General features: G+C 33.6%; 34 protein-coding genes and 1 tRNA gene. 8 read left to right on the forward strand and 27 right to left on the reverse strand.

Annotated features, from left to right (window positions below):
- Positions 1 to 44 precede the first annotated feature (44 nt).
- Positions 45 to 132 (forward strand) — tRNA-Ser (locus tag P6733_RS00990).
- A gap of 56 nt (positions 133 to 188) precedes the next feature.
- Here the strand turns inward: P6733_RS00990 and P6733_RS00995 are convergent.
- Together P6733_RS00995 and P6733_RS01000 are read right to left on the reverse strand one after the other, a co-directional pair.
- Positions 189 to 1,244, reverse strand: a complete 1,056-nt coding sequence (locus P6733_RS00995; RefSeq protein ID WP_306349709.1) for a serine hydrolase domain-containing protein — start codon at positions 1,242 to 1,244, stop codon at positions 189 to 191.
- A gap of 107 nt (positions 1,245 to 1,351) precedes the next feature.
- Positions 1,352 to 2,233, reverse strand: a complete 882-nt coding sequence (locus P6733_RS01000; protein ID WP_306349710.1) for a DMT family transporter — start codon at positions 2,231 to 2,233, stop codon at positions 1,352 to 1,354.
- Positions 2,234 to 2,333: 100 nt separating this feature from the next.
- Between P6733_RS01000 and P6733_RS01005 the strand changes: the two genes are divergently transcribed.
- Complete coding sequence (locus P6733_RS01005) at positions 2,334 to 3,746, forward strand: aminotransferase-like domain-containing protein (protein ID WP_306349711.1); 1,413 nt, start codon at positions 2,334 to 2,336, stop codon at positions 3,744 to 3,746.
- A gap of 10 nt (positions 3,747 to 3,756) precedes the next feature.
- Here the strand turns inward: P6733_RS01005 and P6733_RS01010 are convergent, their stop codons facing one another.
- The 24 genes from P6733_RS01010 to P6733_RS01125 form a co-directional block, all read right to left on the reverse strand.
- A complete protein-coding gene (locus P6733_RS01010; RefSeq protein ID WP_306349712.1) occupies positions 3,757 to 4,395 on the reverse strand; it encodes a class I SAM-dependent methyltransferase in 639 nt (212 codons plus the stop codon).
- 91 nt (positions 4,396 to 4,486) lie between these two features.
- Positions 4,487 to 5,341, reverse strand: coding sequence for an AraC family transcriptional regulator (locus P6733_RS01015; protein ID WP_306349713.1), 855 nt, complete (start codon positions 5,339 to 5,341; stop codon positions 4,487 to 4,489).
- A 91-nt stretch (positions 5,342 to 5,432) separates the two neighbouring features.
- Complete coding sequence (gene yidD / locus P6733_RS01020; RefSeq protein WP_306349714.1) at positions 5,433 to 5,708, reverse strand: membrane protein insertion efficiency factor YidD; 276 nt, start codon at positions 5,706 to 5,708, stop codon at positions 5,433 to 5,435.
- Positions 5,705 to 5,887: a hypothetical protein gene (locus P6733_RS01025; RefSeq protein WP_372339290.1), complete on the reverse strand. Its 183-nt coding sequence runs from the start codon at positions 5,885 to 5,887 to the stop codon at positions 5,705 to 5,707. The genes yidD and P6733_RS01025 overlap by 4 nt, the downstream gene beginning before the upstream one ends.
- Before the next feature lie 151 nt (positions 5,888 to 6,038).
- Positions 6,039 to 6,782, reverse strand: a complete 744-nt coding sequence (locus P6733_RS01030; RefSeq protein ID WP_306349716.1) for a hypothetical protein — start codon at positions 6,780 to 6,782, stop codon at positions 6,039 to 6,041.
- Between the two features lie 14 nt (positions 6,783 to 6,796).
- A complete protein-coding gene (locus P6733_RS01035) occupies positions 6,797 to 7,255 on the reverse strand; it encodes a GNAT family N-acetyltransferase (protein WP_306349717.1) in 459 nt (152 codons plus the stop codon).
- A 14-nt stretch (positions 7,256 to 7,269) separates the two neighbouring features.
- Complete coding sequence (locus P6733_RS01040) at positions 7,270 to 7,941, reverse strand: DUF2625 domain-containing protein (RefSeq protein WP_306349718.1); 672 nt, start codon at positions 7,939 to 7,941, stop codon at positions 7,270 to 7,272.
- 89 nt (positions 7,942 to 8,030) lie between these two features.
- Positions 8,031 to 8,588, reverse strand: a complete 558-nt coding sequence (locus P6733_RS01045) for a DinB family protein (protein WP_306349719.1) — start codon at positions 8,586 to 8,588, stop codon at positions 8,031 to 8,033.
- 224 nt (positions 8,589 to 8,812) lie between these two features.
- The gene (locus P6733_RS01050; protein ID WP_306349720.1) at positions 8,813 to 9,448 is read right to left on the reverse strand and encodes a DUF4272 domain-containing protein; all 636 of its coding nucleotides are present in this window, start codon (positions 9,446 to 9,448) and stop codon (positions 8,813 to 8,815) included.
- Between the two features lie 434 nt (positions 9,449 to 9,882).
- The gene (locus P6733_RS01055; protein WP_306349721.1) at positions 9,883 to 10,191 is read right to left on the reverse strand and encodes a hypothetical protein; all 309 of its coding nucleotides are present in this window, start codon (positions 10,189 to 10,191) and stop codon (positions 9,883 to 9,885) included.
- An 8-nt stretch (positions 10,192 to 10,199) separates the two neighbouring features.
- The gene (locus P6733_RS01060) at positions 10,200 to 10,724 is read right to left on the reverse strand and encodes a CPCC family cysteine-rich protein (protein ID WP_306349722.1); all 525 of its coding nucleotides are present in this window, start codon (positions 10,722 to 10,724) and stop codon (positions 10,200 to 10,202) included.
- On the reverse strand, positions 10,711 to 11,301 hold the full coding sequence (locus P6733_RS01065) for a hypothetical protein (RefSeq protein ID WP_306349723.1): 591 nt from the start codon (positions 11,299 to 11,301) through the stop codon (positions 10,711 to 10,713). The genes P6733_RS01060 and P6733_RS01065 overlap by 14 nt, the downstream gene beginning before the upstream one ends.
- Before the next feature lie 2 nt (positions 11,302 to 11,303).
- Positions 11,304 to 11,618 carry a hypothetical protein gene (locus P6733_RS01070; protein WP_306349724.1) on the reverse strand — a complete coding sequence of 105 codons (315 nt, stop codon included), beginning with the start codon at positions 11,616 to 11,618 and terminating at the stop codon, positions 11,304 to 11,306.
- Between the two features lie 50 nt (positions 11,619 to 11,668).
- On the reverse strand, positions 11,669 to 12,427 hold the full coding sequence (locus P6733_RS01075; RefSeq protein ID WP_306349725.1) for a DUF2314 domain-containing protein: 759 nt from the start codon (positions 12,425 to 12,427) through the stop codon (positions 11,669 to 11,671).
- A 164-nt stretch (positions 12,428 to 12,591) separates the two neighbouring features.
- Positions 12,592 to 13,185 (reverse strand): hypothetical protein, encoded by a 594-nt coding sequence (locus tag P6733_RS01080; RefSeq protein ID WP_306349726.1) that lies wholly within the window; start codon positions 13,183 to 13,185, stop codon positions 12,592 to 12,594.
- The gene (locus P6733_RS01085; RefSeq protein WP_306349727.1) at positions 13,175 to 13,648 is read right to left on the reverse strand and encodes an RNA polymerase sigma factor; all 474 of its coding nucleotides are present in this window, start codon (positions 13,646 to 13,648) and stop codon (positions 13,175 to 13,177) included. The genes P6733_RS01080 and P6733_RS01085 overlap by 11 nt, the downstream gene beginning before the upstream one ends.
- Complete coding sequence (locus P6733_RS01090) at positions 13,648 to 14,505, reverse strand: alpha/beta fold hydrolase (protein WP_306349728.1); 858 nt, start codon at positions 14,503 to 14,505, stop codon at positions 13,648 to 13,650. The genes P6733_RS01085 and P6733_RS01090 overlap by 1 nt, the downstream gene beginning before the upstream one ends.
- A 144-nt stretch (positions 14,506 to 14,649) precedes the next feature.
- Positions 14,650 to 15,255 carry a hypothetical protein gene (locus tag P6733_RS01095; protein ID WP_306349729.1) on the reverse strand — a complete coding sequence of 202 codons (606 nt, stop codon included), beginning with the start codon at positions 15,253 to 15,255 and terminating at the stop codon, positions 14,650 to 14,652.
- A 58-nt stretch (positions 15,256 to 15,313) separates the two neighbouring features.
- Complete coding sequence (locus tag P6733_RS01100; protein ID WP_306349730.1) at positions 15,314 to 15,586, reverse strand: hypothetical protein; 273 nt, start codon at positions 15,584 to 15,586, stop codon at positions 15,314 to 15,316.
- Between the two features lie 10 nt (positions 15,587 to 15,596).
- Entirely contained in the window at positions 15,597 to 16,286 is a 690-nt protein-coding gene (locus tag P6733_RS01105; protein WP_306349731.1) for a DUF6304 family protein, read from the reverse strand.
- Positions 16,287 to 16,310: 24 nt separating this feature from the next.
- Positions 16,311 to 16,826 (reverse strand): DUF4303 domain-containing protein, encoded by a 516-nt coding sequence (locus tag P6733_RS01110; protein WP_306349732.1) that lies wholly within the window; start codon positions 16,824 to 16,826, stop codon positions 16,311 to 16,313.
- A gap of 80 nt (positions 16,827 to 16,906) precedes the next feature.
- The gene (locus P6733_RS01115; protein WP_306349733.1) at positions 16,907 to 17,332 is read right to left on the reverse strand and encodes a hypothetical protein; all 426 of its coding nucleotides are present in this window, start codon (positions 17,330 to 17,332) and stop codon (positions 16,907 to 16,909) included.
- On the reverse strand, positions 17,329 to 17,655 hold the full coding sequence (locus tag P6733_RS01120) for an MmcQ/YjbR family DNA-binding protein (protein WP_306349734.1): 327 nt from the start codon (positions 17,653 to 17,655) through the stop codon (positions 17,329 to 17,331). Before P6733_RS01120 ends, P6733_RS01115 begins: the two co-directional genes overlap by 4 nt.
- 64 nt (positions 17,656 to 17,719) lie before the next feature.
- Positions 17,720 to 18,100, reverse strand: coding sequence for a winged helix-turn-helix transcriptional regulator (locus P6733_RS01125; RefSeq protein WP_306349735.1), 381 nt, complete (start codon positions 18,098 to 18,100; stop codon positions 17,720 to 17,722).
- Positions 18,101 to 18,192: 92 nt separating this feature from the next.
- On the opposite strand from P6733_RS01125, the gene P6733_RS01130 reads away from it, so the two are divergent.
- The 6 genes from P6733_RS01130 (at position 18,193) to P6733_RS01155 (ending at position 22,268) form a co-directional block, all read left to right on the forward strand.
- Positions 18,193 to 19,191, forward strand: a complete 999-nt coding sequence (locus P6733_RS01130; protein WP_306349736.1) for an NADP-dependent oxidoreductase — start codon at positions 18,193 to 18,195, stop codon at positions 19,189 to 19,191.
- 6 nt (positions 19,192 to 19,197) lie between these two features.
- The gene (locus P6733_RS01135; protein ID WP_306349737.1) at positions 19,198 to 19,668 is read left to right on the forward strand and encodes a cupin domain-containing protein; all 471 of its coding nucleotides are present in this window, start codon (positions 19,198 to 19,200) and stop codon (positions 19,666 to 19,668) included.
- A gap of 207 nt (positions 19,669 to 19,875) precedes the next feature.
- Positions 19,876 to 20,319, forward strand: a complete 444-nt coding sequence (locus P6733_RS01140) for a copper resistance protein NlpE (protein ID WP_306349738.1) — start codon at positions 19,876 to 19,878, stop codon at positions 20,317 to 20,319.
- Between the two features lie 18 nt (positions 20,320 to 20,337).
- Positions 20,338 to 20,823 (forward strand): hypothetical protein, encoded by a 486-nt coding sequence (locus P6733_RS01145; protein ID WP_306349739.1) that lies wholly within the window; start codon positions 20,338 to 20,340, stop codon positions 20,821 to 20,823.
- A gap of 120 nt (positions 20,824 to 20,943) precedes the next feature.
- A complete protein-coding gene (locus P6733_RS01150; RefSeq protein ID WP_306349740.1) occupies positions 20,944 to 21,438 on the forward strand; it encodes a phosphoribosylaminoimidazolesuccinocarboxamide synthase in 495 nt (164 codons plus the stop codon).
- 65 nt (positions 21,439 to 21,503) lie between these two features.
- Entirely contained in the window at positions 21,504 to 22,268 is a 765-nt protein-coding gene (locus tag P6733_RS01155) for a methyltransferase domain-containing protein (protein ID WP_306349741.1), read from the forward strand.
- A gap of 124 nt (positions 22,269 to 22,392) precedes the next feature.
- Here P6733_RS01155 and P6733_RS01160 read toward each other — a convergent pair whose 3' ends face one another.
- Positions 22,393 to 23,331 (reverse strand): helix-turn-helix transcriptional regulator, encoded by a 939-nt coding sequence (locus P6733_RS01160; protein WP_306349742.1) that lies wholly within the window; start codon positions 23,329 to 23,331, stop codon positions 22,393 to 22,395.
- Positions 23,332 to 23,645 lie beyond the last annotated feature (314 nt).

Below are 23,645 nucleotides of genomic sequence, written 5' to 3' on the forward strand. Positions count from 1 at the left end.
ATATTTTTTTTTGTTCTTTGCACTCTTGTAAAAAAGAACATATTGGAGAGTTGTCCGAGTGGTTTAAGGAGCACGCCTGGAAAGCGTGTATAGGCCAAAAGTTTATCGAGGGTTCGAATCCCTCACTCTCCGCTACCAAAACAAAACCCGACTTATAGTCGGGTTTTGTTGTTTTATTTAAGATGCTTTTATTTCAAAAGATTCGATTCCAAAACAATTTTTCGTACTTCTTGCTCGAAGAAATAAGCAATATCAAAGTTTTCATTGGCTTGATTTTCCATTATTATAACACTGGTGTTACTTTTCGGATAATATAAATTTACGGCTGTAAATCCTTCACGAGGATGGAAACCAGTATGTCCTATCTCTTTGATAGAAGCTTTGTCATTAATTCGCAATCCATAACCATAACCAATAGGTTCATCACCAAATACTGGATGCTGATTAGTAATCGAATAGGTTGTCATTAATTGATAAATAGCAGGTTTGAGCAACTTTCCCTTGTGCAGTTGTTCGTTCCATTTGGCTAGATCGGGAGCCGTAACAATTAAATGGCTTCCAAAATATTGAGCAGGTTCAAAACTGATTTTTTTATTTACAATGAAAGTTCCGTCTTCTTTGATAGTATGCCCTTTTACTAAAAATTTCTGATTTTTATCTGAGGGATAATAACTGTTATTCATGCCACATTTTTTGAATAATGTTGTAACCAATTGATTATAGCTTTTGTGACTTTGTACTTCCAATAGTTCTCCTAATACCGAATAACCTACGTTAGAATAACTAAAATTACTACCCGGAGTAAACTTTAAAGGTTTTTCTAGATTATCACTATTCAAACCCGAAGTATTGTTTAGCAATTGATGCACGGTTATAGTGTCTGCCCAACTGTACCTATAATTTGGTAAATAGGTACGGATTGGTATATGTAAATCAATTGTTCCCTTCTCAACTTCTTGTAAAATTAATGTAGCAGTAATCTGCTTAGCAATTGACATTGTAGAGAAGTTATCAGAAATTTTCAGTACTATTTTTTTATTAAAATCAGCATATCCATAGGCTTTAGCATATTTTGTTTTTCCATTTTGCTGTATAAACACCACACCATTAAAACTTCTGGGATGAGTCGTTTTAGTCAAGCTGTCAATTTTAGCAGAATAATTGTCTTTTTGTTGTGCGAAAGAATAACAAGAAGCAAATAATACAGTCAAACCAATGCATGTAAGTCGAAGGAAATGTTTCATTGAAGATTTAATTTTTTTACAAATATAAAATAACCAATCAATGAGCAATATTAGATGGAATGCTTTTACTCGGATATTTTTCTGTTTTGAGTTGTAATCGAATCCAATTATTTTGCAAATTTCTTAGAGCCCGCAACACAGAGAATTACACCCACTGTGATACCCATCATACCAACGCTCACTTGTTCGTGAAGTAAAGTTGCAGCTAGTGCCAATCCAAAAAAGGGTTGTAATAATTGTAGTTGTCCTACAGCTGCAATCCCACCTTGAGCCAATCCACGATACCAGAATATAAAACCGATTAACATGCTGAATACTGAAATATAACCGAGGCCAAGCCAAGCGGGCATGCCTATTTTTTCAATAGGAGAAGGAAATAGAAAAAACATTATCGGCGCCATAAGTGGTAAGGATAGTACTAATGCCCAAGAGATGACTTGCCAACCACCAAGTGTTTTGGAAAGTTTAGCTCCTTCGGCATAGCCAAGTCCACATAGAATAACGGCCAATAACATTAGAATATCACCAATAGGCGATGCAGTAAGACCTTGTGCAATGGCATAGCCTATAACAAGGGAACTTCCCAGAATAGAGAATAACCAGAATGCTGGACGAGGACGTTCTCCACCACGCATAACACCAAATAATGCCGTGGTAAGGGGTAACATGCCTAGGAAAACAACAGAATGTGCAGAGGTAACATGCTGTAAGGCAAAAGCAGATAATAATGGAAATCCAATGATGACTCCAATAGATACAATGATTAAGGAAGAAAGATGCTGTTTCGTTGGGCGCTTTTCTTTGAAAATTAGGAGTAGACAAAGAGCAAGGATTCCAGCTATGGTGGCACGGGAACCGGTTAAAAATACAGGATTAAGATCCAATACAGCTACTCTAGTTGCAGCTAATGAGCCGCTAAATATCAGTACTCCGATGAATCCATTAATCCAACCATTATTACTATTTTCTATTGATTTACTATTGTCCATTTTGTTATGATTATCAGGTTGTGTGCAAAAGTAGAATGAGAAATACAATAAGCACAGTATCAGTTTTGTGTATTTTAATGGATACAGTTATATTTGTAGTATGAGCAAAGATTTTCTGTATAATAAAATAGCCACTGGAATTGCGGGTCAGATTAGACGAGGGATTTTGAAATCGGGTGACCGATTGCCTTCGGTAAGGATATTGTGTAATGAACATAATATCAGTATGAATACTGCGAAGCGTGTATTTCAGGAATTGGAGGCACAATCATTAATCGATTCGAAACCACAATCAGGTTATTTTGTAAGCCGACAATCGTACTTAAAACTACCACTCCCAGAAGTCAGCCGACCTTCATTGTTAGCCAATAATAATGAACCGGATGAGCTGATTAATAGAGTGTATGCTAACATGGGAAATGACAAGCTCACTCTTTTTTCAATTAGTGCTCCATCAGGAGATTTGTTGCCGTTGGCCAAACTAAAAAAAGAAATGATACAAGCCACACGGGAACTTAGAGAAGGAGGCATATCCTACGAACCCTTGCAAGGTCATGTGAAATTGCGAAGAATGGTTGCCATACGTTCTTTAGCTTGGGGAGGAGATTTACATGAAGATGATCTCATTACGACCAATGGTGCTATGAATGCGGTTTCTCTTTGCTTGATGGCTTTAGGAAAACCGGGAGATACGATTGCAATGGAAAGCCCTTGTTATCCCGGTACGTTACAGTTGGCAGTAAGTCTAGGGTTTAAAGTCTTGGAACTACCAACACATCCTACGACTGGTTTAGAAATCGAAGCATTAAAGGAAGCAATTCCGAAAATTAATCTTTGTTTGTTGGTGCCGAATTTCAACACACCATTGGGATGCTATATGCCTGATGAAAATAAAAAGGAAATTGTAGCTCTTTTGGCTAAAAATAATATTCCACTCATTGAAGATGATATTTATGGTGATCTCTATTTTGGTTCACACCGCCCTAAATGTTGTAAATCATTTGATAAAGAAGGCAATGTTTTATGGTGTAGTTCTGTTTCGAAAACGCTAGCGCCCGGTTACCGTGTGGGATGGGTTGCTCCTGGGAAATATAAAGAAAGAGTATTAAAACTAAAGCTAATCCATTCGATATCTTCAGCGACAATCATACAAGAATCTGTTGCAAACTTCTTGAAAACGGGTAAGTATGAAAATCATATGCGTCAGTTACGTCGAATTTTGCAAAGCAATTATCAAAATTATACCGATGCCATAGCTCAATATTTTCCAGAAGGAACCAAGACGAGTAGACCTCAAGGAGGGCTTGCAATCTGGGTAGAATTTAAAGAAGAAATCGATACTAAAAAACTCTATGAGTTGGCTATAAAACAAAGCATCTGTATTGCCCCTGGGCGAATGTTTACCTTGCAGAATCAATTCAATAATTGTATGAGACTTTGCATTGGTTTAGCATGGTCTGAAGAAATAAAGTTGAAATTAAAACAACTAGGAAATATTGCAAAAACGATTTGATATGAAAAGATTAAAGAGGTTTGCGGCCTACAAATCGTATTACTACACCTTTCCCAATATGGTATTTTCCTTCTTGTAAAAGAATTTCTTTTTCTTCAAGTATTGATATTTCATAGCCTTCAAAGTCGGCTTTTATTTCGGCGATGGAAAATAATAAATCAAGATCTTTTGGACCGCCTACCTTAGGGTCAAGGCGCGTGTATTCTAAATGTTTTTTGCTGAAGGCTTCAAAAATAAGAATACCGCCAGGTTTTAAATAATCATTCAATTTTCTGTGAAAAGAAGATTTTTTATGGGCAGCTACATGAGCATAAATTAATCCAATAGCATCAAAAGATTCCTTTTCAAATTCAAGCTGTTCCAAATCTCCCACAACATAATGAAGTGTAACTTGTTTTTCTTTGGCAAGTTTCAATGCTTTCAGTTTTCCTTCTTCACTTAAATCAAAAGAAGTTACATCCCATCCTAATTGTGCTGCAAATACGCCATTGCGACCTTCACCATCGGCAGGCATTAAGAGGGAGCCTGTGTCTAATTTTTCAAGACATTCTTTGAAAAAAACATTCGGACTTTTTCCATAAGCATAGGCTGAATCATTGTACCGTTCATCCCATCGGTCTTTGTATTCTTCGTCCCAAGTTTTTTCCATGTCTATTGTTTTTGTTTTAATCTATTTAGTATGACAAAGATAATTTCCACAAGAGATTATTGAATAGGACAAAAAGAAAGTTCTATAGGATTTATTTAAAATTCTGTCGAAAGACTTCAGGGGAGTAACCGGTATGTTTTTTAAAGAATCGGATAAAATAAGAAACATCATCGTAACCCAAATTATCGGCGATCTGATTGATTTGATTTGAGGTTGCAAGCAGGTATCTTTTAGCTTCCAATAGAATCTGTTCATTAATCAATTCAGAACAGGTTTTACCAAGGGTAGTTTTTGTAATAGCCGTTAGCTGATAGGTGGATAGATTTAATTTTTCAGTATAGTATGTCACCTCTTTATGATGGTAAAGATGGGTTTCTAAAAGTTGTAAGAAAGCATCAAGACGTTCCTGAGTGTAAAGATTAGTTACGTCGGATGGACTATTGCCCTGTTGACGGATAAGTTCGATAAAGAAAGCACTTAGATTCATTTTTATTACTTCAAGATAGTGCTCTTCTTTGTTGGTGTATTCCTGAAAAGCATAATCCAGTTGCAGTAATAATTTTTGAAACCGATGAGCCTTCACTTTACTGTGATTGATACTGCTTGCTTTGCGCAATGTATTGAAAACGTTGTCCTGCGGCGAATAAAAATCAGTGCTAAATTGAATCAAATAACCAGAACTTCCTGCTTTTAAGATTAGCTGATGTACCTGACCGGGGCGCATAAAGAAAACAGAATGATTTCCAATAGTATAGGGAATGAAATCTATTTCATGACTACCCATTCCTTTTTCCAATACGAGGATATAAAAGAAGTCATGCCGATGGAGTTCCTGCACCATATCGTCACCCTCAAGAAGTATCTTAATATTCCGAATGCTAAAGCTCTCCGAAAAATCAGGTTCTTTTTGAAAAGTGTAAATATGCCGAATCGGAATTTTTTCCATTGCAAAGGAGTTGGTTACAGAAGTTCAATGCAAGACAAATGTAGAAAAAAGGCATATAAAAGAGTAGTGAATAATTGACAGAATTACAATATTAGAACAATTCACTCATTTCTTCTTTTTTAATCACTACTCCCGATTTCAACCTCATATTTAATTCCTGAGTTTGAAAATCGCGATAGATATCGAATTTATGATTACAGTTTTGCATACGGAACCACAAAGATTTTATACCTGCTAATAATCCAGATTGTTTGGTTATTCTGTACACATGGCGCGAACAGGATTCTTTGAAAATACAGATGTTTCTTTTGTTTTCAGGAATTAAAAACCAATACAATCGGATTATGCTTATGAGGAAGAGTTTCATCTGCTAAAAACAACCATTTGTCTATGAATAGTAAAACCAGGTGTTTGCCAAAAACCAAAACAACCACCAGTTGGTTGTACATAGGCTCTTGCGTCTTCAAGACGGATATAATTCCAGCCTTGTGCAGCATAATGATTGATTAATTGTTCTAGGTGCTCTGCAACACTCTCTGAGGTCATCTTGAGCGGGTCAAGAGAAACGGCCAGTTGTACTACTTTATATTCCATACTTAATAATTAGTTCATGTTAGAAAGTGTAAACTTAAGCTGGGATATAATGGTAAACTTACGGATTTCCGTAAAGGCATAAAAAGGAATAATTGAAGTCTATTTAATCACAATACAGAAAATCGCTACTATCGATTTTACCGATGAGTTGTGGTGCATATTCTTTTTTTAAGATGAAAAAATAAGCTTCAAAGTGTGGGTTTTTTTCTCCATTTTTAAGGGTCTTATTATCCTTGTCTACTTCAATAACTAGAGTGTTCTTCTCCTCCTGAAAAGCGATGCAATACTTTAATATTCTATCGTTGGTCTCCCAGGTGTAGACATCGGTTTTCTCAATGAATTTGCCTTCTGTTTTTATGGCTTTACCATATTTAGTATTGAGGTATTGAATAAATTCGTTAGCATCTTTCTGATCAATATATCCCATTAATCCATTAATGATAGCTACTTTTTGATCCAGTGTTGTGAGTATATTTAGGGCTTGAAAAGTATATTTCCCATACGTAGCCAGGGTATCAAAATTGGAGTAATTTTTTCTATTATAGACTATCCAGCGGGGTACTTTGTCTTTCTCAAAACTTAGATCTGAGAAAACATCATATTTTGTAAACAAGGTGTCTTTCTTGATTAATTGTACTTTTTTTTCAAGACCGAGATTGTTATGGATTGGAATTTCGTAATACTCTGGATTATTCTTTAGGATGTACTTTTTAGGATAAAAAGTAGCGACATTTAAATCAAAACTAAATTGTTCCAAATCCAATGGACTTTTGCCATATACGTTAGGTTGTTGTCCGTAACAATTGGAAAAGGCAAATAAGAGAATTACAATTTTGATTGTTTTCATGGCGCCTACAGTATTTATTTGTTGAGGTGTAATTTCATGCCTTCGTGTGAAGCTTTAAATCCGAGTTTTTCATAAAAATGCAAAGCCTCTGGACGCTCTTTATCTGTGGTTAGTTGGATTATATGCGCTCCACGTTCTTTGGCTCTTTTTATTGCCCATTGAAAGAATAGAGCACCATAACCTTTTCCACGATCTTCACTTCGAATTCGAACGGCTTCAATCTGGGCACGTATTCCACCTTGATAAGTTAGGTATTGCAAAAAACTCAATTGTAGTGTTCCAATGATTTCATGATTTCCATTTTCAACAACGATTAATTCTTGATTAGCATCATTCTTGATTCGGTCAAATGCTATAGCATAAACTTCTGGAAGCGGAATACGAAAATCTTCTCGTTGTTGTCCCAGTTTATCATCCGATAGCATTTTTACAATTTCGGGAACATCTTCTTTATGGGCCTTTCTAAATTTCATGGATATTTAGAGTTTTATTCTTCTCCGATTTGCTGTTGCATTTCCAAGGTAAAGTGGTAATTTTCTTCGGTAGGAACTACTTTGCGACTTACTTGTTCGAAATCATCATATTCGGTCCATAGGAAAGGGAAGAAAGAAAAGCTTTGATTACCATTCAGACTCTGTACATCGCTTTTCCAGTTTTTCCATTTGAAGGTTTCATAGAATTTTTGAATGTCTCCACTCAAAGCCCAGTTCAGAAAATCTGAATAACTACAGTCTAAACTTTCCCATTCTAAGGTATCTTGTGGTAAATAATAAATATCGCCAATCTCCTCACCAATACCACCGGCATTAATAGCAAAATAACCACCTATGGCATCGTCAGCAACGAGCATGTAGGGAGGTTGAGTTCCATTGTCTTTAAATGTTTTTCCGTTATTCCATTCCATGAGTCCTCTATCAAGTCTTGAATGTCCAGATCCTAAAATACGAATCCATCCATGATCGATTAATATTCCTCCAGTTTCATAGATTATGGCACCCATAGGGGAGCGTGTAGAAATTTGTGCGTGTACTAATTCTTTTTCTGCTCTGGCAGTATCTTTGGGTAATACTTCATATTGATTTTGGGCTTCATTAAGCCATTCTTGTACTAATTCCCAACCTGGTTCTTCGGTATTGATTAATTCGTGTAATTGTTTCATGTAATTTGGGCTTTGTAATTTTAGCAAACTCAAATATACAAAAGTTGATTGGCGGATTACACAACATAAAGATGAAATTAATGTATTGTTTAAGTACTTAATGCGGTTATTTCGGCTCTTTTGGCCTGTTGAATATGACGTTCGTTATGATAAATTACAAATCGAAAGGTATCTCCTAATTTAAGTTTGAGCAAAGATGTAATACTAATACTGGTTTTTGTTTTGTTCAGGCTGATGGATTTGGATTGATGGAGCAAGGTCAACATTCTGTTTTGTTGTGCAATGAAAAGATCCAATATGGTCTGATTTAATCGTTCATTGTTGGGGTTCATATTTTTAAAGGTTTTCATTTTGTTTAGTTTTGCTTTGGGTAACATACTGTTTGCAAAATAATTTCCTAGAATACCAGTTTTAAAATCCGTTTCAGCTTTTGTTTTGCTGACACGAATACGCTGTTCTATTTCGGGTAAATAGAAGTTCCCGTATAAATTCAAATGTCCTAAACATTCTAATATACTCCAGCTTTCGGGAGTTGCTTTATAATTGAGTTCTTGTAGTGGCCTTCCTTTTAGATGTTCGGCATAGCCAATGTGTTTCTGGACAGTTGCTGTTAAATCGGAAATTAAAGAATTGGATTGTATTTTCATTTTATTTTTTTACTCAAATTTCAGGGATTAAAACGATCTAAATATTGATTGAAGTCAAGATTTTTTATTCTTATTCAAAATCAATGAAAGGTGGATGATTATCAATACAATGTTTACTCTTGTAGAACGTATAAAATAAAAAAACACCCAATATATCGGGTGTTTTTTTAGATCTAAAAGAATTTTTATTATCTGATTTGATGCCTAAATAGTAGAATTTAAAATCAATTATTCTCACCAACGTTATCCCAATCATTTTCTTTATTGAAAATCCATTTTAATGCTTTTCTTCTTCCAAAGATTTTTCTTTCGTAGAGTTTGGGTACTCTACCATGTGTTCGTTCATCTTTGCAGTACCAATGCAGTCGGTGATAAAAATCTAACATAGTATAAATACCAGTTTCAGATCGCATTTCTTTTAATTTATCTAGTTTACAATTGTCTTGAGATAAGTTGGGCAATAGCATCGCCATATTGTCTCCAATAAGTTCTTCATCATCGAGTTTATCAATCATTTTTGTGACCCACATTAACGTCCACAATGATTCAATGTAACTGCGTAATAAATTAATCTCTAATGAACTTAAATGGATGTTCTTTTTACTCAATAGTTGATGTTCTACAGTAGAAAGATATTGGGATAGATCGTGTTGGTGAATCCATTCTTTGACAATAGATGTTGGCTTGTTGAAGACAATGTTAATCAAAGCATTCATAACCGACATTCTACCTTTAATTTCTTTTAAGGTTCTTATTGTTGGAGTTTCCAAAACAGGTAGCCAATCGTTAACACGGTAGCCTTTCTGTTTGATAATATTATCATTGATAAGTTTAATACGGTATTTTAGCTCTTCTGTCATAGGGATAACTATTTTAAAGTACAAAAGTCTATATAGTAAATTAAAGGGAATACCATGATAAGTCTTATAAACACTATAATAAGGCTAAATTCAAGGTGTTAAAGGAAAAGGGAGGTCTGGATTATGTTTCTTTTTTGTTTGAGACAAGAACCGAAGAAATCACTAATAATGAATTTTGGTATATCGAGAAGTGGATGTGTAATTTTCAGACAAATTTAATGAAGATAAATGGACAAGGTATAATGAATCCTGTAACAGAAAATAATCTGGAATTAGAGGTTTGTGAAGAAAATAGGCAAACTATATAGAAATTAAGAAAGTCATAGACTAAGTTTTATAACCCTATATAAGCCCCATTCAAGGCGAATGCCAAATTCTTGCGGGTTATAAATCATTAGGATGGAACGAGCAAAAGGGGTATTCCTTCTGGGGAATTAAAAATTCAGTAGTTCATAAATACCGGGAGATTTCCAAGTGATTACCTGAAAAGGAAAGGTGATTTTTCCCTGCTCTTTTAAATCTAAAAGTACTTCCGATGGTGCCCAACCTAATCCATAGGAAAACAATACATTGATGTGGGCCAATTGCGAAAGGATATTAATCTGTTGTACTTCATTAGGGCATGAAATAGTATATTGTTCTCCCTCTTTTATGAATCCTATTTTGAGTAGATCTGTATCATTTTTAGCACCTCGAACTTCTGCTACGATGCGGGTGGGTTCAACAATAGTAATTAAAATCATGTTGGTCATTAGGCTTCGAGTATTTTGGGGATAATTAATTGTTCACGTAATTCTAGTTTGGCATTTTTAGCATTTTGCCAACCTATATGACTTATATTAGCCGACATTGGGATTGATTTATAAATGGTACTGATTTTCTTCGCATATTTTTTAATGGTGTCCAATACATATTTTGGATCATGATTCACTTGTCCACCTATAGTGTTGGCCAATTGTAGTAAGGCATGTCCAATCGTAATACGATTTTCAATTAATGCTATTTTATTAGGTCCACTGATGCTATGGAGTTCCAAAAATTCATTGAAATGACTATCCAAATCATCATCACTTCCATCATCTTCCCAATCACAAATCATACAGATTTCATAATGTCCTTTTGAGCTGATGGTGGGATAACTACAGCCCGAACAGGTAACAAATGGAAGTTTGTTTTCATGGACATAAGCCTCAAATTGTTCTCGTTTTATCGCGAAATCATTTAGTATTTCCTGACCTATTGCGGAGTGATGAGATGGATTACTATTTTTTGCCATGTGTAAGTTCTTGTTTGATTCGATTTATAATTTTTCTGCCCATGTATTGTGTTAGTTTTTTATGAGAGATTCTGTAATACTCATTCCAGTAACTCGCCATACGGCTTTCCGTTTGCTGCCAGTATTTGGGATTTTCTGTAATAAATCGAATATAATTTGGGAGCGTTTTTTCTGTAATTTGTAGGTGAATTATGTCCAGAATTTCAATAACATATTCACCTAATAGTTGAAACACAAAAGGGGTAATAAAATAGTCTGTTTTGCCTATTAATTTTTCTAACTGCTGTTGGCGTACAAAACCATTGCTATGGCGTAAATAAAGACAGCGCAATATCGTTTGCTGTAGTTCCGTTAAATCATTTCCCATAGTTTCTGTTGGGATAATAAAATACAGCCGTCCGGGAATAATTAATGATTCACCATTTAATACTACAGCCTGTTCGACGGTAGGGTGAATGTCAAAATTTTTATCCCATAAAAAATCGACCACAACTTCTACTTCCTGCTTTAAAGTGGAAGGAAAAGAATGGATGATTTTCTGTTTATTTATCTCGAGTATTTGAGGAGTTAATGTCATATTTATTGACTTACAATCTGGTGATCGAAAATGGTAAAAAGAGTAGTACCATTTTCAGTACTTAGCGACCAAGGAAGCTCAAGGTTAATAGTCGCTATTTTTCTACCTAAAGCGTCCATTCTTCGATTTGTAATCTGACCGGCTATAAAACCCATTTTTGGATAGTTACTATTTATATCTAAATTTTCTCGGATGACTATATATTTTTTGTCAATGATAGACCACTCTTTTTCATTTACATCATAGAATATACAGCGTACCCAACCTGGTTGGCTATCATCTGTATATTCTATTATTTTCACTTTAATCCTTTCCATAAAATTTTTAGAAAACCCTTTTTTAGGAGTTCTAAATTTTTCTAATGGTATTATTTTTCCAATAGTGGAATAAGGTGTTCCCAGTTTAATTGTCGGGCGAAATCTAAAGCAGTTTTTCCGGCATTGGTTTTTAGTGTAGGGTCGGCATTAAATTGTAGTAAAATAGCAATTGATGTTTTGTTGCCGGCAATAGTTTCACGATGTAAAAGAGTGTAGCCATCTTCATCCTGAGTACTGACTTCTTGAGGATATTCGTTTAAAAATTCTTTAAAACTACTTTCCATATTAATACTCATCGGATGTTCGATCAAATTTTCTGGTTTTTCTTTTTGGTTGAAAGCCACCAAAATATCATTGTAATCACCAAAGTCTAATCCCCATGTTTCATCATGTTCTTTACGCTCTGCAGGATCCATTTCTGAACGCATGGATTGAATGGTAAATCCACCATAGGTTTTACTATCAGAAGAGAATAACCAGTCACTAATTTGGCTTAGGGGAACTTCAACAAAATCACCATTTTCAACATTGTCTAATTCGTTAGGATCATTGATTAAAATCCCACTAACGATATCACCGTCAAATCCTACTTCATTAATCCACATGTGTTCTACAATAGGTTCAGACATGCCTTCTACTTCTTGCATGAAAGCGACTTTTACGCAAGCTAAGTCCAATGCAGGTACAATTCTGCGGAATTCCCAGTTCATTTCTCTCCAGAAATATTTAAAAGTTTCTTGTGCCTTTTGAAAAGCTTTAATCATTTCAGGATTGTCACTTTTGCTATAAAAAATGGTGTTGTCATTCATAATTGAATTCTTTAATTAGTTTTAGGGATTTTTTATGTACAATTTCAATAACAGCAAAACAAACTGTGAATACAGGGTTCTGAAATTAAAATGCAGACTAATTTACTAAACTTTTTTTAGGTGTATATTCAGAATTCAATATTTTAAAGAATAATAATATAAAATTATTTTTCCTCCATTTCTTGATTTATTTTCTCAAACGTATCAATTATTCCATTGAGTTTAAGTTGTTGTTTTTGGATTGTTTTTGGGCGAATGTAAAACCAGTTCAGAGCGATCCAAGCCAATGTCAAAGCGTATGCAGAAATTGCCCAGAACGGAGTCATTTTTGCTGTATATTCATAAAGATAAAGACTAATCCCAATGGACAGTAGAATAAAGTAAAAGTTTAATAAGGTAGATTGTATAAATTGTTGTTTGGTTTTGAGTGCCTGTAAATTTTTTAAGTAATCTACATTATTCTGACTTTCATCAATGGACTTTAAGAGTGGAAGGAGTTGATTTTGAAATACAATAAAAATTACCATTGCCAAAATCACCAATATGATTCCTATTTTGGTAGTCCATAGTTGAGGTTGATAATAGGCCCAGATGAAGATAATGAACGCCGTCGTTACGATTAATAATAGATTGGTTAGGATTACCTTTCTAAAATTACTTTTTTGAATTTGCTTTACTTTGGCCATCAATTCCGTTAGGTTGGGTAGTGTTGTGGGTTGTTTCACCCATAAATCTTTGAAGTTGATATTATTGTCCATTTTCTTTGAATTTTTGTGTTAACCGTTCTTTTATTCGGTGGATTTTCACGCGTACATTGGCTTCAGATAATCCTGTAATATGCGCTATTTCAGCCTGTTTTACATCCTCAAGTTCTAGTGAAATAACGATACGATCTATTTCAGGCAATTCGACTATACATTGATATAAAAATTGAATTTGAGGTTCAATATCGAGTTGTTTTTCATCTTCTGCTAAGTTGGTCGGTAACGATGTATTATTATTCCGTTTGTTTTTTTCAATTTGACGTAAACAATTATTGGTTGCGATTCTAAAAATCCAAGTTCCAATATTGGATTCATTGCGGAATTTGGGTAATTGTTGCCATACGGTAATGAATACTTCCTGCGTCATATCCTGTGCCTGAGCATGATCGTTTATGTATCCCATGCATAAACGGAATATCTTTTGCCAATAGGTTTTATAGAGTTCTTCAAAAACCATTATTTCGTTTTTAAAAAATTATTCAGTTGGCCATCATACCATTCTGGATCGTCATACATAATGAAATGCAGTCCTTTATTTGCATATTCTAATTGGGCTGTTTTTAAATTTTTATACTGATCCTCAATCGCGGTTTTAATATTCTTGAAATTAGCTTCCAACAATATCAAAGCAGGACATTGAATGTTTTGAATGGATTCTCGCAAGTCGGTATTTGAAAAGTCACAATACATTTCGGCAAAGGTTTTTCGATCGGATTTCAATCCCCAATTTACAACTAATTCTTGTTTTGTAGTATCGGCTAGAAGTTGTGGAATGGTTGCTTTTTGCATTTGCAAAAATTGTTCATCTGTAATGGTTGTTAATTGAGTAACAATTGAACTACAATCATTTTTTTCTTTTGCTTTAAAAGTAGGATTCATCAAGGCAGGTAAACAAGGAAGGGCATCGACGACAATAATTTTTTCAATTAATTCTGGGTAATCGGAAGCAAGCGCAAGTGCAAATCCACCACCCATACTGTGTCCAATAATGATTGGTTTTTTTATTTTATTGGCTTTGATGTAATTGGCAATCGCCGTTTCCCAGCTTTTAAAGCTTGCATTGGCTTGTGGAGGAATACCAGCAAACCCAGCCATTGTTAAAGTGTAACAAGTGTAGTCTTTCTCTAATTTGGATTTTGTTTCATCCCAAACAGCTCCTGAACTGGCAAATCCAGGAATGAAAATAATGGATTGATTTCCTTTCCCTGTAATTTTTACCTCAAATGGATTATTTGATGTTTGCGCTTTGGTATAATTTGAAAAATTAAGAAGTAAGATTACAAGCGTAATTTTTAAGTTGGTTAGCGTTTTCATGAAGTTATTTTTTAAAGTTCGTCTTTTAGATACGCAGAGATCTAAAATGTTACAGGTTCTAAAAAATAATTTTAAACGAATATTTTAATTGGAGTGAAAAATCTTTGTTTTTAAGGTGATAGTATGATGTTTTCTGATGTAAGACTAAGGTTGTCGAGTATATAAATTACAGTTTTTTATCGTTCGGTCATTCCCAATGAATAGTAGAGCGGCATGATAAGTATAATAGGAATGGTCAAGAATTAGATTATTTTCTTCATTTAGTGTCAATCGAACTTTATTTACTTTAAAACCACCATAGATTAAGGGAACATTTTTTATTTTAAAATTGGAATTTTTTAGATAAACATATCCGTCTTTTTTGATTTTGTATTTAACCGAAATACTATCGATTGTGTTTTTATTCTTTTGAAGAAAAAAAGTAAGCCGTTTGTTTGTTTTTACTTTAATTTTTACAGAATAATCAGAAGGGTTTTTTTGAACTGTTTTTTGAAATTCAGGATCCAATTCTTTTAAAGCATTGAAAATTGTATATCGATTTAATGCATTGTTCTCAATGGGACGATCTCCATAATTATTGATTTGTTGAGTGCCTATTGTAGGATGAATGGTATAAATACCTTCAAGTGTATTGAGATTATGAGCGGTGATTTTTATGTTCTTATCTAATGCTATTTTTTTATTGAATGTAGCACAACTGGATAAAAAGATAGAGAACACTGTTAAAAAGAATATTTTTTTTATGCTCATAACCTAATGTTTTAGTACTCGTTATCTGCCCCAAAGTTTTTAACAGTATAAAATAAATTTATTCCCATTGATAGGACAGCGCCCTTACAATATTGGCAATGGCATCTTCTTTTAACTCGTAATGATTTCGAATGAAATTCTGACTGGCTTTACAACCTAGAATTAAATCGGAGAATTTCCAAATATCATCCGATCCTGCTTTGGTCCATATTTCATTGAAGATGGATTTTTTCTCGTCGTCCAATTCTGGATTTGTAATAATATATTCTTGAAAGGTCCAAGGTTGAGACCAATTATTAAAAGTAGTGATGATTTGTTCTAGTGTTTTCATACGTATTGTTTTATCCGCGATATCCGATACCTTTTTTTCTACTCTCATAGTGATGACAAGAATAAATTTCCTGTACCATTTCAAAATCAGAGGTTAGTCCTTCATATTCGCTTTTGTCTTTTACTTTAAGATAATTTTCTTTTTGATTTACATAACAGCGCATCGTACCAAAACTGGATTGTCCATAGATACTATAATCTCCATACATGCAGCCGTAGCAGTTTTTGAAATTATATTGACCCTCAAATTGTTTATGGATAACATCCAATGCGATTTCGATGACATCTCCTGCACCTTCAAAAAGCTTACCATTAATTGTTAAACTTACTTTGATTTGTTCAAAGTCAAGTCCGCCTTGTGGTTTTGGCCTTGTATTTCCAATGAAACATTCAATAGTTAAGTCAGTACTGAAAGTTAGATTCGTTGAATGCTCAATTAGATTTTGAGGAACTATAATTTTAAAATAACAATTGCAAAGTGTTTCCTGAATAATGTTCGTTCCATACATTAAAGTAGATAAGAATGTAAATCGAGCAATTTGTTCGGAAGTGTATTTTTCTTGTTCCAATAAAACTAGATCGGTAAACTCGGAACCTTTAAAGTTTACGCCATCAATTTCTACCGATAAATTACGGAAATCATTTTCTAGGCTAATGATAACCGAGCCAAAATCGTCTTTATAGATACCTGAATAATGCATGATTTCCAACTTAAATTTAAATAATTATGCTTTAAACTCTTGTCTTACTTTTTCCAATAATTCTTCTTCTTCATCGGTATCAGCATCAACTTGTGTAACCAATGTCCAGAATCGTTCCTGTGTTTTGATTTTGTCAAAAGCATTACTGTTCTCCAGACGAACCATTACTTTTCGTAAGCTGTTTAAATAACCGGCTTCAAATTCATCCATAAAATCGTAATCCTCGGTATCCATGGCTTGCTCAAATGCAGTTTGAATAGTATCATATTGATTATCCCAAAGTTCTGCGATTTGGTCTATATCCTCTTCCATTAATTCATTCGTCCAATCGGGTGGGTAGTATTCTTCTTTGCGTAAATTGATACCTGTACTGGTATCAAAACTCAACGAAATATTTCCGCTTACACAATTGAAAGCAAAAGCCCCAAAGACCTTCTTTTTATAATCTTCAGATTGTGCGATACAATCGAGTGATTGCGATGTTAATTCAAACACAATATTTTCAAAGTTGTATTTTTCTTCAAATTCTTTCCAATTCATACGTATAAGATTCTGGTGTAGGTAAGTTTATATTTTGTTTTCTTAATTGAGTTTTATTCTTTAATTCCTAGTTAGGAAAGCTAGTTTTTGAGAATTAATTCTTTAATTGTTTTGCCCGTAAAGACTAAATGTCCCTCAGGTATTTTATGATCCAAATAATTAGCCCATAGCGCAGAAACCCATTGATTGTTATCGAGATTCAATAGATGTGAAGCAATCAAATCAAAATCATCGGAGATATAAGAAGATAAATCAGAGGAATTTGTTTTTGAAAAAGTATACAGAAAGATTTCTTTTCGAAAAGTATCTATTAATTCTAGATCTTCTTTATCCTGTTTGGGAGTCATACTTTTGGTTTCATTGTAAGCATTCATCCATTTTTTAGAGAAATCATCTGTATCTCGACTATCAAGAATATCATCAATAGAATCGTCATCTAGTACAGGAAGGATATGTTGTAATGATTTTAAAAATAAATCACCTAATTTCTGAATAGCAAGTATCATTTCTTTTTTGGCTTTGATTTCGTAACCTCTTTATAAGCACATTCTAAAGCATCTACAATTAATTCTTTTCGAATATTATGAATATCAATATAGGTCCACCCTTTTTGTCCCCAATTATTATCTACAGGGTAAATGGCTTTATCGTAAGAGCAGAATTGGGTTTGATCTTCCAAAGAAAATTTAAGGCAAGCTTTGGCTTTATCCACTTCGAGCGAAGCAAATATTTTTCCGTTTATACGAAATGAAGTTGCCTCAAAATGAGGAAGCTCCACCACATTGGCAAACGAAAGGGCTAATTCACGAAAATTTTCTGTATCAACCATAATTGTATTTTCTCTACAGCAAGTTATACTCAAATATAAAGAAAAACCACATATAGAAATGCTTTTACGACTGCATCGACGAAATAATTTTCTCGCGATGATTCAATCCCCATTGTACTAAGGTTTCTGTAACAGGTAAAACGGTTTTTCCATATTCCGTAATAGCATAAGCCACCGTAATTGGTTTTGTTTCCTGAACGGTTCGGCTGACCAATAAGTTGGTTTCTAATTCTTTTAATTCTTTGCTGAGCATTTTTGCTGAGATTCCTCCAATTTCACGCTGTAGTTTTTTGAAATGGATTGTTTGGTGATTCCGATTCGTTAAAAAACGTAAAATCATCAGTTTCCATTTTCCGCCCAATACATCCAGACTGTCGCGCATTGCAAATAATTCTTCGGTACAATTCGCTTCTCTGATCACACCATTTTCTATGATTTTTGCCATAATAGTTTCATTGAGGTAACTAGTTACCATTAGTTAACTAGTAGCAAATGTATACCATAATTAAAATACTTTTACTTAATAAAACGATAAAAATGAAAGCCATTATATTAAACGATACAGGAGATTTACAAGAAACTATTGTAGCTCTTCCAAAACCTAATTCCAATGAGATTCTGATAAAAATTATGGCTGCTGGATTTAACCCAATAGATTACCAAATGCGCGAAAATGAATTGGAACGAAAGCTACTACATTCCCCCATATTGGGCAGAGAACTATCAGGAATAGTCATTGAAATAGGGAGTGAGGTTAAAGATTTCAAAATAGGAGATACTGTATTCTGTGGATCGGGAAGTATGGGATCGAATGGAACATATACGGAGTATATTGCTGTTCCTGAAATGATTGTTGCCCACAAACCTACTGTAATTTCTTTTGAGCAAGCTGCAGGAATTCCATCAGTTGGGTTAACAGCTTTGCAGCTTTACAATAGAATGCAATTAAAGGCTACTGATACTCTTTTTATTGCAGGTGCGGCAGGTGGCGTAGGAGCAATGTTAGTTAAAATATTGCTGGCTAATAAATTTCACCATTTTGTAGTTACAGCAGGAAATGAGGAAAGCATAAAATCACTGAAAGAAATAGGTCTTACTGCACAACAAATCATCAATTATAAAAAGGAAGATGTTCTAGTAGAAAGCATAAGTCGAAACAATGATAAGAAATTCGATTATGTAGTGGATTTGGTTGGGAATACTATGGCAGAAATCGCTGCCGAATTAGTGAAATTGAATGGAACCTATCTCGATGTAACAGCTTTGTCTACTGTGGAATCTAGAGAAATTCTATTCAATAAAGGAGCTGTTATTATGAATATTTCCAATTATGCATATGCTAAGGATAAAGAATATAGCTATTATAAAAATGGATTATTAGAAGTCGCTCGGTTAATAGAAAGTGAACAGATTGCTGCTCCTGCAATTGAAATTATAGGAACGCTAACAATTGAAACTATTGAAAAAGCCCATGAGATGTTGCGTCAAAATAGGACCCATGGAAGAAAATTAATTATGCAAATACAAAACATATAACACACGATGAGAACTATACCCAGAAGAGTTGTTACAGGAATTAAAGACGGGAAATCTATTATTGAGAAAGATGAAATTGTAAGTAATGTTTCAGAGGATTTTCCGGGATTAATTATCTCCGATATTTGGAGTACGGATACTATGCCAGCAAATTTGAAAGAGGAAAAAATCATTTCCAATACTCCATTTCCTAATACGCCTAAAAATGGGACTTACTTTCGCTATGTACAAATTCCACCAGATAAAGAGCTAGGAATTGAAGCCCTTGTTGGTCAACCACATCCTTTGATGCATCAAACAGAGACTTTAGATTATATTATTATTCTTTCAGGAGAAATATATTTAATTGTTGAAGAAGGGGAAACACTATTAAAAGCAGGAGATATTGTAATCCAACGCGGTACAAATCATGCTTGGAGCAATCGCTCAAAGGTACCTTGCATCCAATTGGCGGTTTTAATTGATGCAAAACAATAGAGCAGCGTGATTAAGGATAATAGTGTTTTGTTTTTTGTAATGATTTGAATTTCAGTTTTTTGATTTGGAAAGAGATAATTCGATACTTTTTTGGATAGGCTTAAAAAAATGAATACATTTAAGAGAGATTTTATAAATCAATGATATGCCAAGAGGTGGCATCAATATTGTATGAATAAGATGAATTAATAATAAAAAGATATTCAGATGAAAAAAACAATTTTGTCCGCTATGGTTTTAGCCTTGATGGTTTTTACCACTTCATGTACAAAGAACAAAGAGAAAGAAGAGACTGTTAAACCACAAACAGAAGAAGTGGTGGACATGCATACTTCCGAAAATTCGTTGGATTGGGCTGGAACGTATGTAGGTGTATTACCTTGTGCAGATTGTGAAGGAATTAAAACTTCAATTACTTTGCAAGACGATAAAACCTTCGAAGAAACATCTGAATATTTGGGGAAAAAATCAAATTTCAAAGAAAAAGGAACTTTTGAGTGGGATAAAACAGGAAGCATAGTTACACTGAAATATAAAGACACTCAGCATTCGTATAAGGTTGCAGAAGGAAGTATTATCCTATTGGATCAGGAAGGAAAAGAAATTTCTGGTGATCTAGCAAAGAATTATATTCTGAATAAAGTAAATTAATCCCTAAACATTTATCATATGCGAAAATTAGTCTTTAGTATTGCGTTGCTATCTATCGGTAGCCTTGTCTCTTGTAATCAACCCGTGAAAGAGAAAAAAGAAGATTTGAAAGAAACACCACAGGCAGTTAACAAAGAAGTGCCTTTTGTTATAGCAAAAAATTATTTTGTGAAGAATAATTACCAAGGTAAAGATTCAACAGAAGTGAAAAAAATTAGTTCACAAGCAGAATTTGATGTAGTATTTGGTGCAGCAGCATTAATGGGAAAAGAGGGTAAACCAACTCCAATTGATTTTAGCAAGCAGCATGCCATTGCAGTTATTCATCCTGTAACAGATAAAGCAACGAGCCTGGATGCACCAACATTATCTACTAATGGAACTACACTTGATTTTTCTTATCAACTAAAAGTGGGAGAAAAACAATCGTATTCAATTCATCCTTACTTATTGTTAGTCGTGGATAACGAATACCAAGGAGATATTGTAACTACAGTAAAATAAAGACATGATATAATAATCTAAAAAAGCCCGTTTTTGAAACGGGCTTTTTTATTGCCGATTAATTATTTTTTCAGTCCCTGTGATATTATATTTGTTTCTCTAAAATAGCATATTCAATACATGGAAAATCAAAAGACATTCAGGACAAGAACGGGATTTTGTCACATCTTTCCCGATAAAATTGTTTTAACCAGAAAACAGGAGATTGATGATTTATCCAAAATAAAAACGGGCACTACAATCTATAGTACACTGGTTATTTATGGTTTTATAGTGCTTTGGTTATTGTATTCTGCCTATATCAATTATCAAGAAGGAAAAAGTGTAATATTATTTTTAAAATTACTAGTCGCTGTCTTTTTAATTTATTCGATTGTTCGAAGCTTCAATAATTCAACAACGCCAATTATTGAACGTAAAAAAGTCAAAAGTGTAAAATTCCATGATGCAAAACCAGGATTGACACGAGCTTATTTTGAAGTGTTTTTTGAAGATGAGAAAAGAAATGTAAAAAAACGTCTGATTCTGCTTCCAGGTTCATTAAGCAAGGGAGATGTTGAAACGAAGAAAGCAGTTAAGATCATGAGGGAGGAAAAGTTGTATCCCAAGGGGTAAAGAATCCTGAATTATCGTTACTTTTATAGGATTACATTTTTAGTTACTTGTTAAAACGAAATATTATGGCTTGGAATCCGGAAACCTACAATAAGTTTAAAGCAGAACGTTTTGCCCCTTTTTATGATGTATTGGCTTTAGTTAAGATTAAACCCAATATGGATGTTATCGATTTAGGATGTGGAACAGGAGAACTCACGGAAAAATTAGCAAATACTTTACCTAATGCTAAAATGTTAGGTGTAGACTCTTCTAAGGAAATGCTAGAAGATGCCCGTGCTTTTGCAAGTGATGCCCTTAAATTTGAGCAAAGAACGATTGAGGAACAACTTACAACAAACCAAAAGTGGGATTTGATCTTTTCCAATGCTGCCATACAATGGGTAGATAATCATGAAACCTTACTTCCGGAAATAATAAATACATTGAAACCGAATGGACAACTTGCTATTCAGATTCCGTCCCAAAATGATAATATCCTCAATCAGATTCTTCTGGAATTAGTACAAGAAGAACCTTATCAATCCGGATTGAAAGGATGGAAGCGTAGTTCACCCGTATTAAGCTTGGATGAATATGCACAAATTTTCTTTGAAAATGGATGTAAGGATATGACACTTTATGAGAAAATTTATCCCTTGATTGTTCCAAATCAGGATGAACTTTATAATTTTATCTCAGGGTCATCCTTGGTGCCTTATTTTGAGCGTATGAATGGTACAATAAAAGAAAATTTCATAACAGAATTTAAAAATCGCATTCATAAACGATTTCCTAAAAAGCCCGTACTTTATGCTTTTAAACGAATAATAATGGAAGCTCGATTCTAGTATATTATAGTAAAATAAAAAGCTATCCATTTGGATAGCTTTTTTTATAAGGTGTTGTATAGTGTTGTTTGGAAATTATGTGGTTTAGTGTGGTATTGTATGCTTTAATAAAGGTATTTTTATATCATAAGTTTACAATTTTAGTATATAAGTCTTCCGTTTTATCAAGGTTCATTTTTTTTCGTACCCGGTATTTTTTTGCTTCGATAGAGCGTATTGAACTGTTGGTAAATCGTGCAATTTCCTTCGTTGTATAACGCAATTTAATATAACTACACAGTTCAATTTCTGTTTGGATTAACAATGGGTAGTTCGTGTTTAATTTGTCAACAAATAAAGGGAAAAGGGTGTTGAATTTATAAATGAATGAAGAATGATTCGTTTCAGCAAGCGCGGTTAGTTCTTTGAATTGATTTGAGGTAATGTTTTTAGCTTGGCTTAAAGTTTTTAATCGCTCTTCAGAATAAATATATTTCTTATAATATTTTGATAATAATAATTCCTTTCGGTAAATAAGGTAAATATTAATTATCACTCCACAAATAACCGATAACTTGGTTAAGAATAATGTTTTAATTTGATGACTTTCACTGCACTTTGGTTCGTAAAACAAGGTGTAATCTGTCACGTGATTGACATAACATTCCAAAAGAATCAGCCCAAAAATTAATAATACTTCTTTATAATCATCAGTAAGATCAAATAGAAAAGGAATGGCAAAAATTAGTGGAATATAAAGAAATTCTACTCCAGAGTTTACGCCACAAAATGAGCCAAAAAAGAAGATTATTAATGAGCAGGTGATGAAAAATAAAACATGAAAAATCTTTAAAAGTTTTTTCTTGGAAAAAAGAGCTAGAAACATACAGTCTGCAAAAATAAAACTACCAATAGTTAATATTTTGCATTCCCTAAAGATGTCCCATATGCTAAAAATGATTGCATTTATAACAATGGTAATTATGTATATGTTTATGAGTTTTATGAATTCAGATTGAATATCATTTTTAGCATCCGCGACTCCGGAGTGCAAGATTTCTGTAAAATGTTGTTTAATTTTCATGATTAATTTTTTATAAAATTCCATTTAAGTAAACCTTGGACAAATTCGTATAGAATGAGCCATATGGGTTACTTTTTTGTTGAGTAAAGACTAGTGATGTGAAAACGTGAGTGTAAAAAAACGATCTAAATAAAGTAAAATAGAGACTTTACAAAATTATGCATTTGAAGTGTGTACCTTAACGCTCATAGCTACCTATAAGTACATATAACTACGCATTTTCAAAATTTTGCAAGGGAAAAACCATAATAAAAACACTTTACCATGATTCTTTTCTTTTACAGAAAATAGAAATTAATTTACTCTATGCGCAT

The sequence above is a fragment of the Flavobacterium aerium genome (genome assembly GCF_030766725.1).
GTDB classification, from domain to species: Bacteria; Bacteroidota; Bacteroidia; order Flavobacteriales; family Flavobacteriaceae; genus Flavobacterium; species Flavobacterium aerium.

Bases quoted from the DNA above. Each gene is read 5' to 3' on its own strand.
- yidD (WP_306349714.1), bottom strand. From the start codon at position 5,708: ATGAAACTCTTCCTCATAAGCATAATCCGATTGTATTGGTTTTTAATT.
- P6733_RS01135 (WP_306349737.1), top strand. From the start codon at position 19,198: ATGAGAACTATACCCAGAAGAGTTGTTACAGGAATTAAAGACGGGAAA.
- P6733_RS01055 (WP_306349721.1), bottom strand. From the start codon at position 10,191: ATGATTTTAATTACTATTGTTGAACCCACCCGCATCGTAGCAGAAGTT.
- P6733_RS01000 (WP_306349710.1), bottom strand. From the start codon at position 2,233: ATGGACAATAGTAAATCAATAGAAAATAGTAATAATGGTTGGATTAAT.
- P6733_RS01010 (WP_306349712.1), bottom strand. From the start codon at position 4,395: ATGGAAAAAACTTGGGACGAAGAATACAAAGACCGATGGGATGAACGG.
- P6733_RS01045 (WP_306349719.1), bottom strand. From the start codon at position 8,588: ATGAAAATACAATCCAATTCTTTAATTTCCGATTTAACAGCAACTGTC.
- P6733_RS01155 (WP_306349741.1), top strand. From the start codon at position 21,504: ATGGCTTGGAATCCGGAAACCTACAATAAGTTTAAAGCAGAACGTTTT.
- P6733_RS01060 (WP_306349722.1), bottom strand. From the start codon at position 10,724: ATGGCAAAAAATAGTAATCCATCTCATCACTCCGCAATAGGTCAGGAA.
- P6733_RS01065 (WP_306349723.1), bottom strand. From the start codon at position 11,301: ATGACATTAACTCCTCAAATACTCGAGATAAATAAACAGAAAATCATC.
- P6733_RS01025 (WP_372339290.1), bottom strand. From the start codon at position 5,887: ATGACCTCAGAGAGTGTTGCAGAGCACCTAGAACAATTAATCAATCAT.
- P6733_RS01095 (WP_306349729.1), bottom strand. From the start codon at position 15,255: ATGAGCATAAAAAAAATATTCTTTTTAACAGTGTTCTCTATCTTTTTA.
- P6733_RS01080 (WP_306349726.1), bottom strand. From the start codon at position 13,185: ATGGACAATAATATCAACTTCAAAGATTTATGGGTGAAACAACCCACA.
- P6733_RS01110 (WP_306349732.1), bottom strand. From the start codon at position 16,826: ATGAATTGGAAAGAATTTGAAGAAAAATACAACTTTGAAAATATTGTG.
- P6733_RS01160 (WP_306349742.1), bottom strand. From the start codon at position 23,331: ATGAAAATTAAACAACATTTTACAGAAATCTTGCACTCCGGAGTCGCG.
- P6733_RS01015 (WP_306349713.1), bottom strand. From the start codon at position 5,341: ATGGAAAAAATTCCGATTCGGCATATTTACACTTTTCAAAAAGAACCT.
- P6733_RS00995 (WP_306349709.1), bottom strand. From the start codon at position 1,244: ATGAAACATTTCCTTCGACTTACATGCATTGGTTTGACTGTATTATTT.
- P6733_RS01100 (WP_306349730.1), bottom strand. From the start codon at position 15,586: ATGAAAACACTAGAACAAATCATCACTACTTTTAATAATTGGTCTCAA.
- P6733_RS01005 (WP_306349711.1), top strand. From the start codon at position 2,334: ATGAGCAAAGATTTTCTGTATAATAAAATAGCCACTGGAATTGCGGGT.
- P6733_RS01115 (WP_306349733.1), bottom strand. From the start codon at position 17,332: ATGATACTTGCTATTCAGAAATTAGGTGATTTATTTTTAAAATCATTA.
- P6733_RS01125 (WP_306349735.1), bottom strand. From the start codon at position 18,100: ATGGCAAAAATCATAGAAAATGGTGTGATCAGAGAAGCGAATTGTACC.
- P6733_RS01050 (WP_306349720.1), bottom strand. From the start codon at position 9,448: ATGACAGAAGAGCTAAAATACCGTATTAAACTTATCAATGATAATATT.
- P6733_RS01130 (WP_306349736.1), top strand. From the start codon at position 18,193: ATGAAAGCCATTATATTAAACGATACAGGAGATTTACAAGAAACTATT.
- P6733_RS01085 (WP_306349727.1), bottom strand. From the start codon at position 13,648: ATGGTTTTTGAAGAACTCTATAAAACCTATTGGCAAAAGATATTCCGT.
- P6733_RS01090 (WP_306349728.1), bottom strand. From the start codon at position 14,505: ATGAAAACGCTAACCAACTTAAAAATTACGCTTGTAATCTTACTTCTT.
- P6733_RS01070 (WP_306349724.1), bottom strand. From the start codon at position 11,618: ATGGAAAGGATTAAAGTGAAAATAATAGAATATACAGATGATAGCCAA.
- P6733_RS01120 (WP_306349734.1), bottom strand. From the start codon at position 17,655: ATGGTTGATACAGAAAATTTTCGTGAATTAGCCCTTTCGTTTGCCAAT.
- P6733_RS01145 (WP_306349739.1), top strand. From the start codon at position 20,338: ATGCGAAAATTAGTCTTTAGTATTGCGTTGCTATCTATCGGTAGCCTT.
- P6733_RS01140 (WP_306349738.1), top strand. From the start codon at position 19,876: ATGAAAAAAACAATTTTGTCCGCTATGGTTTTAGCCTTGATGGTTTTT.
- P6733_RS01030 (WP_306349716.1), bottom strand. From the start codon at position 6,782: ATGAAAACAATCAAAATTGTAATTCTCTTATTTGCCTTTTCCAATTGT.
- P6733_RS01075 (WP_306349725.1), bottom strand. From the start codon at position 12,427: ATGAATGACAACACCATTTTTTATAGCAAAAGTGACAATCCTGAAATG.
- P6733_RS01040 (WP_306349718.1), bottom strand. From the start codon at position 7,941: ATGAAACAATTACACGAATTAATCAATACCGAAGAACCAGGTTGGGAA.
- P6733_RS01035 (WP_306349717.1), bottom strand. From the start codon at position 7,255: ATGAAATTTAGAAAGGCCCATAAAGAAGATGTTCCCGAAATTGTAAAA.
- P6733_RS01150 (WP_306349740.1), top strand. From the start codon at position 20,944: ATGGAAAATCAAAAGACATTCAGGACAAGAACGGGATTTTGTCACATC.
- P6733_RS01105 (WP_306349731.1), bottom strand. From the start codon at position 16,286: ATGCATTATTCAGGTATCTATAAAGACGATTTTGGCTCGGTTATCATT.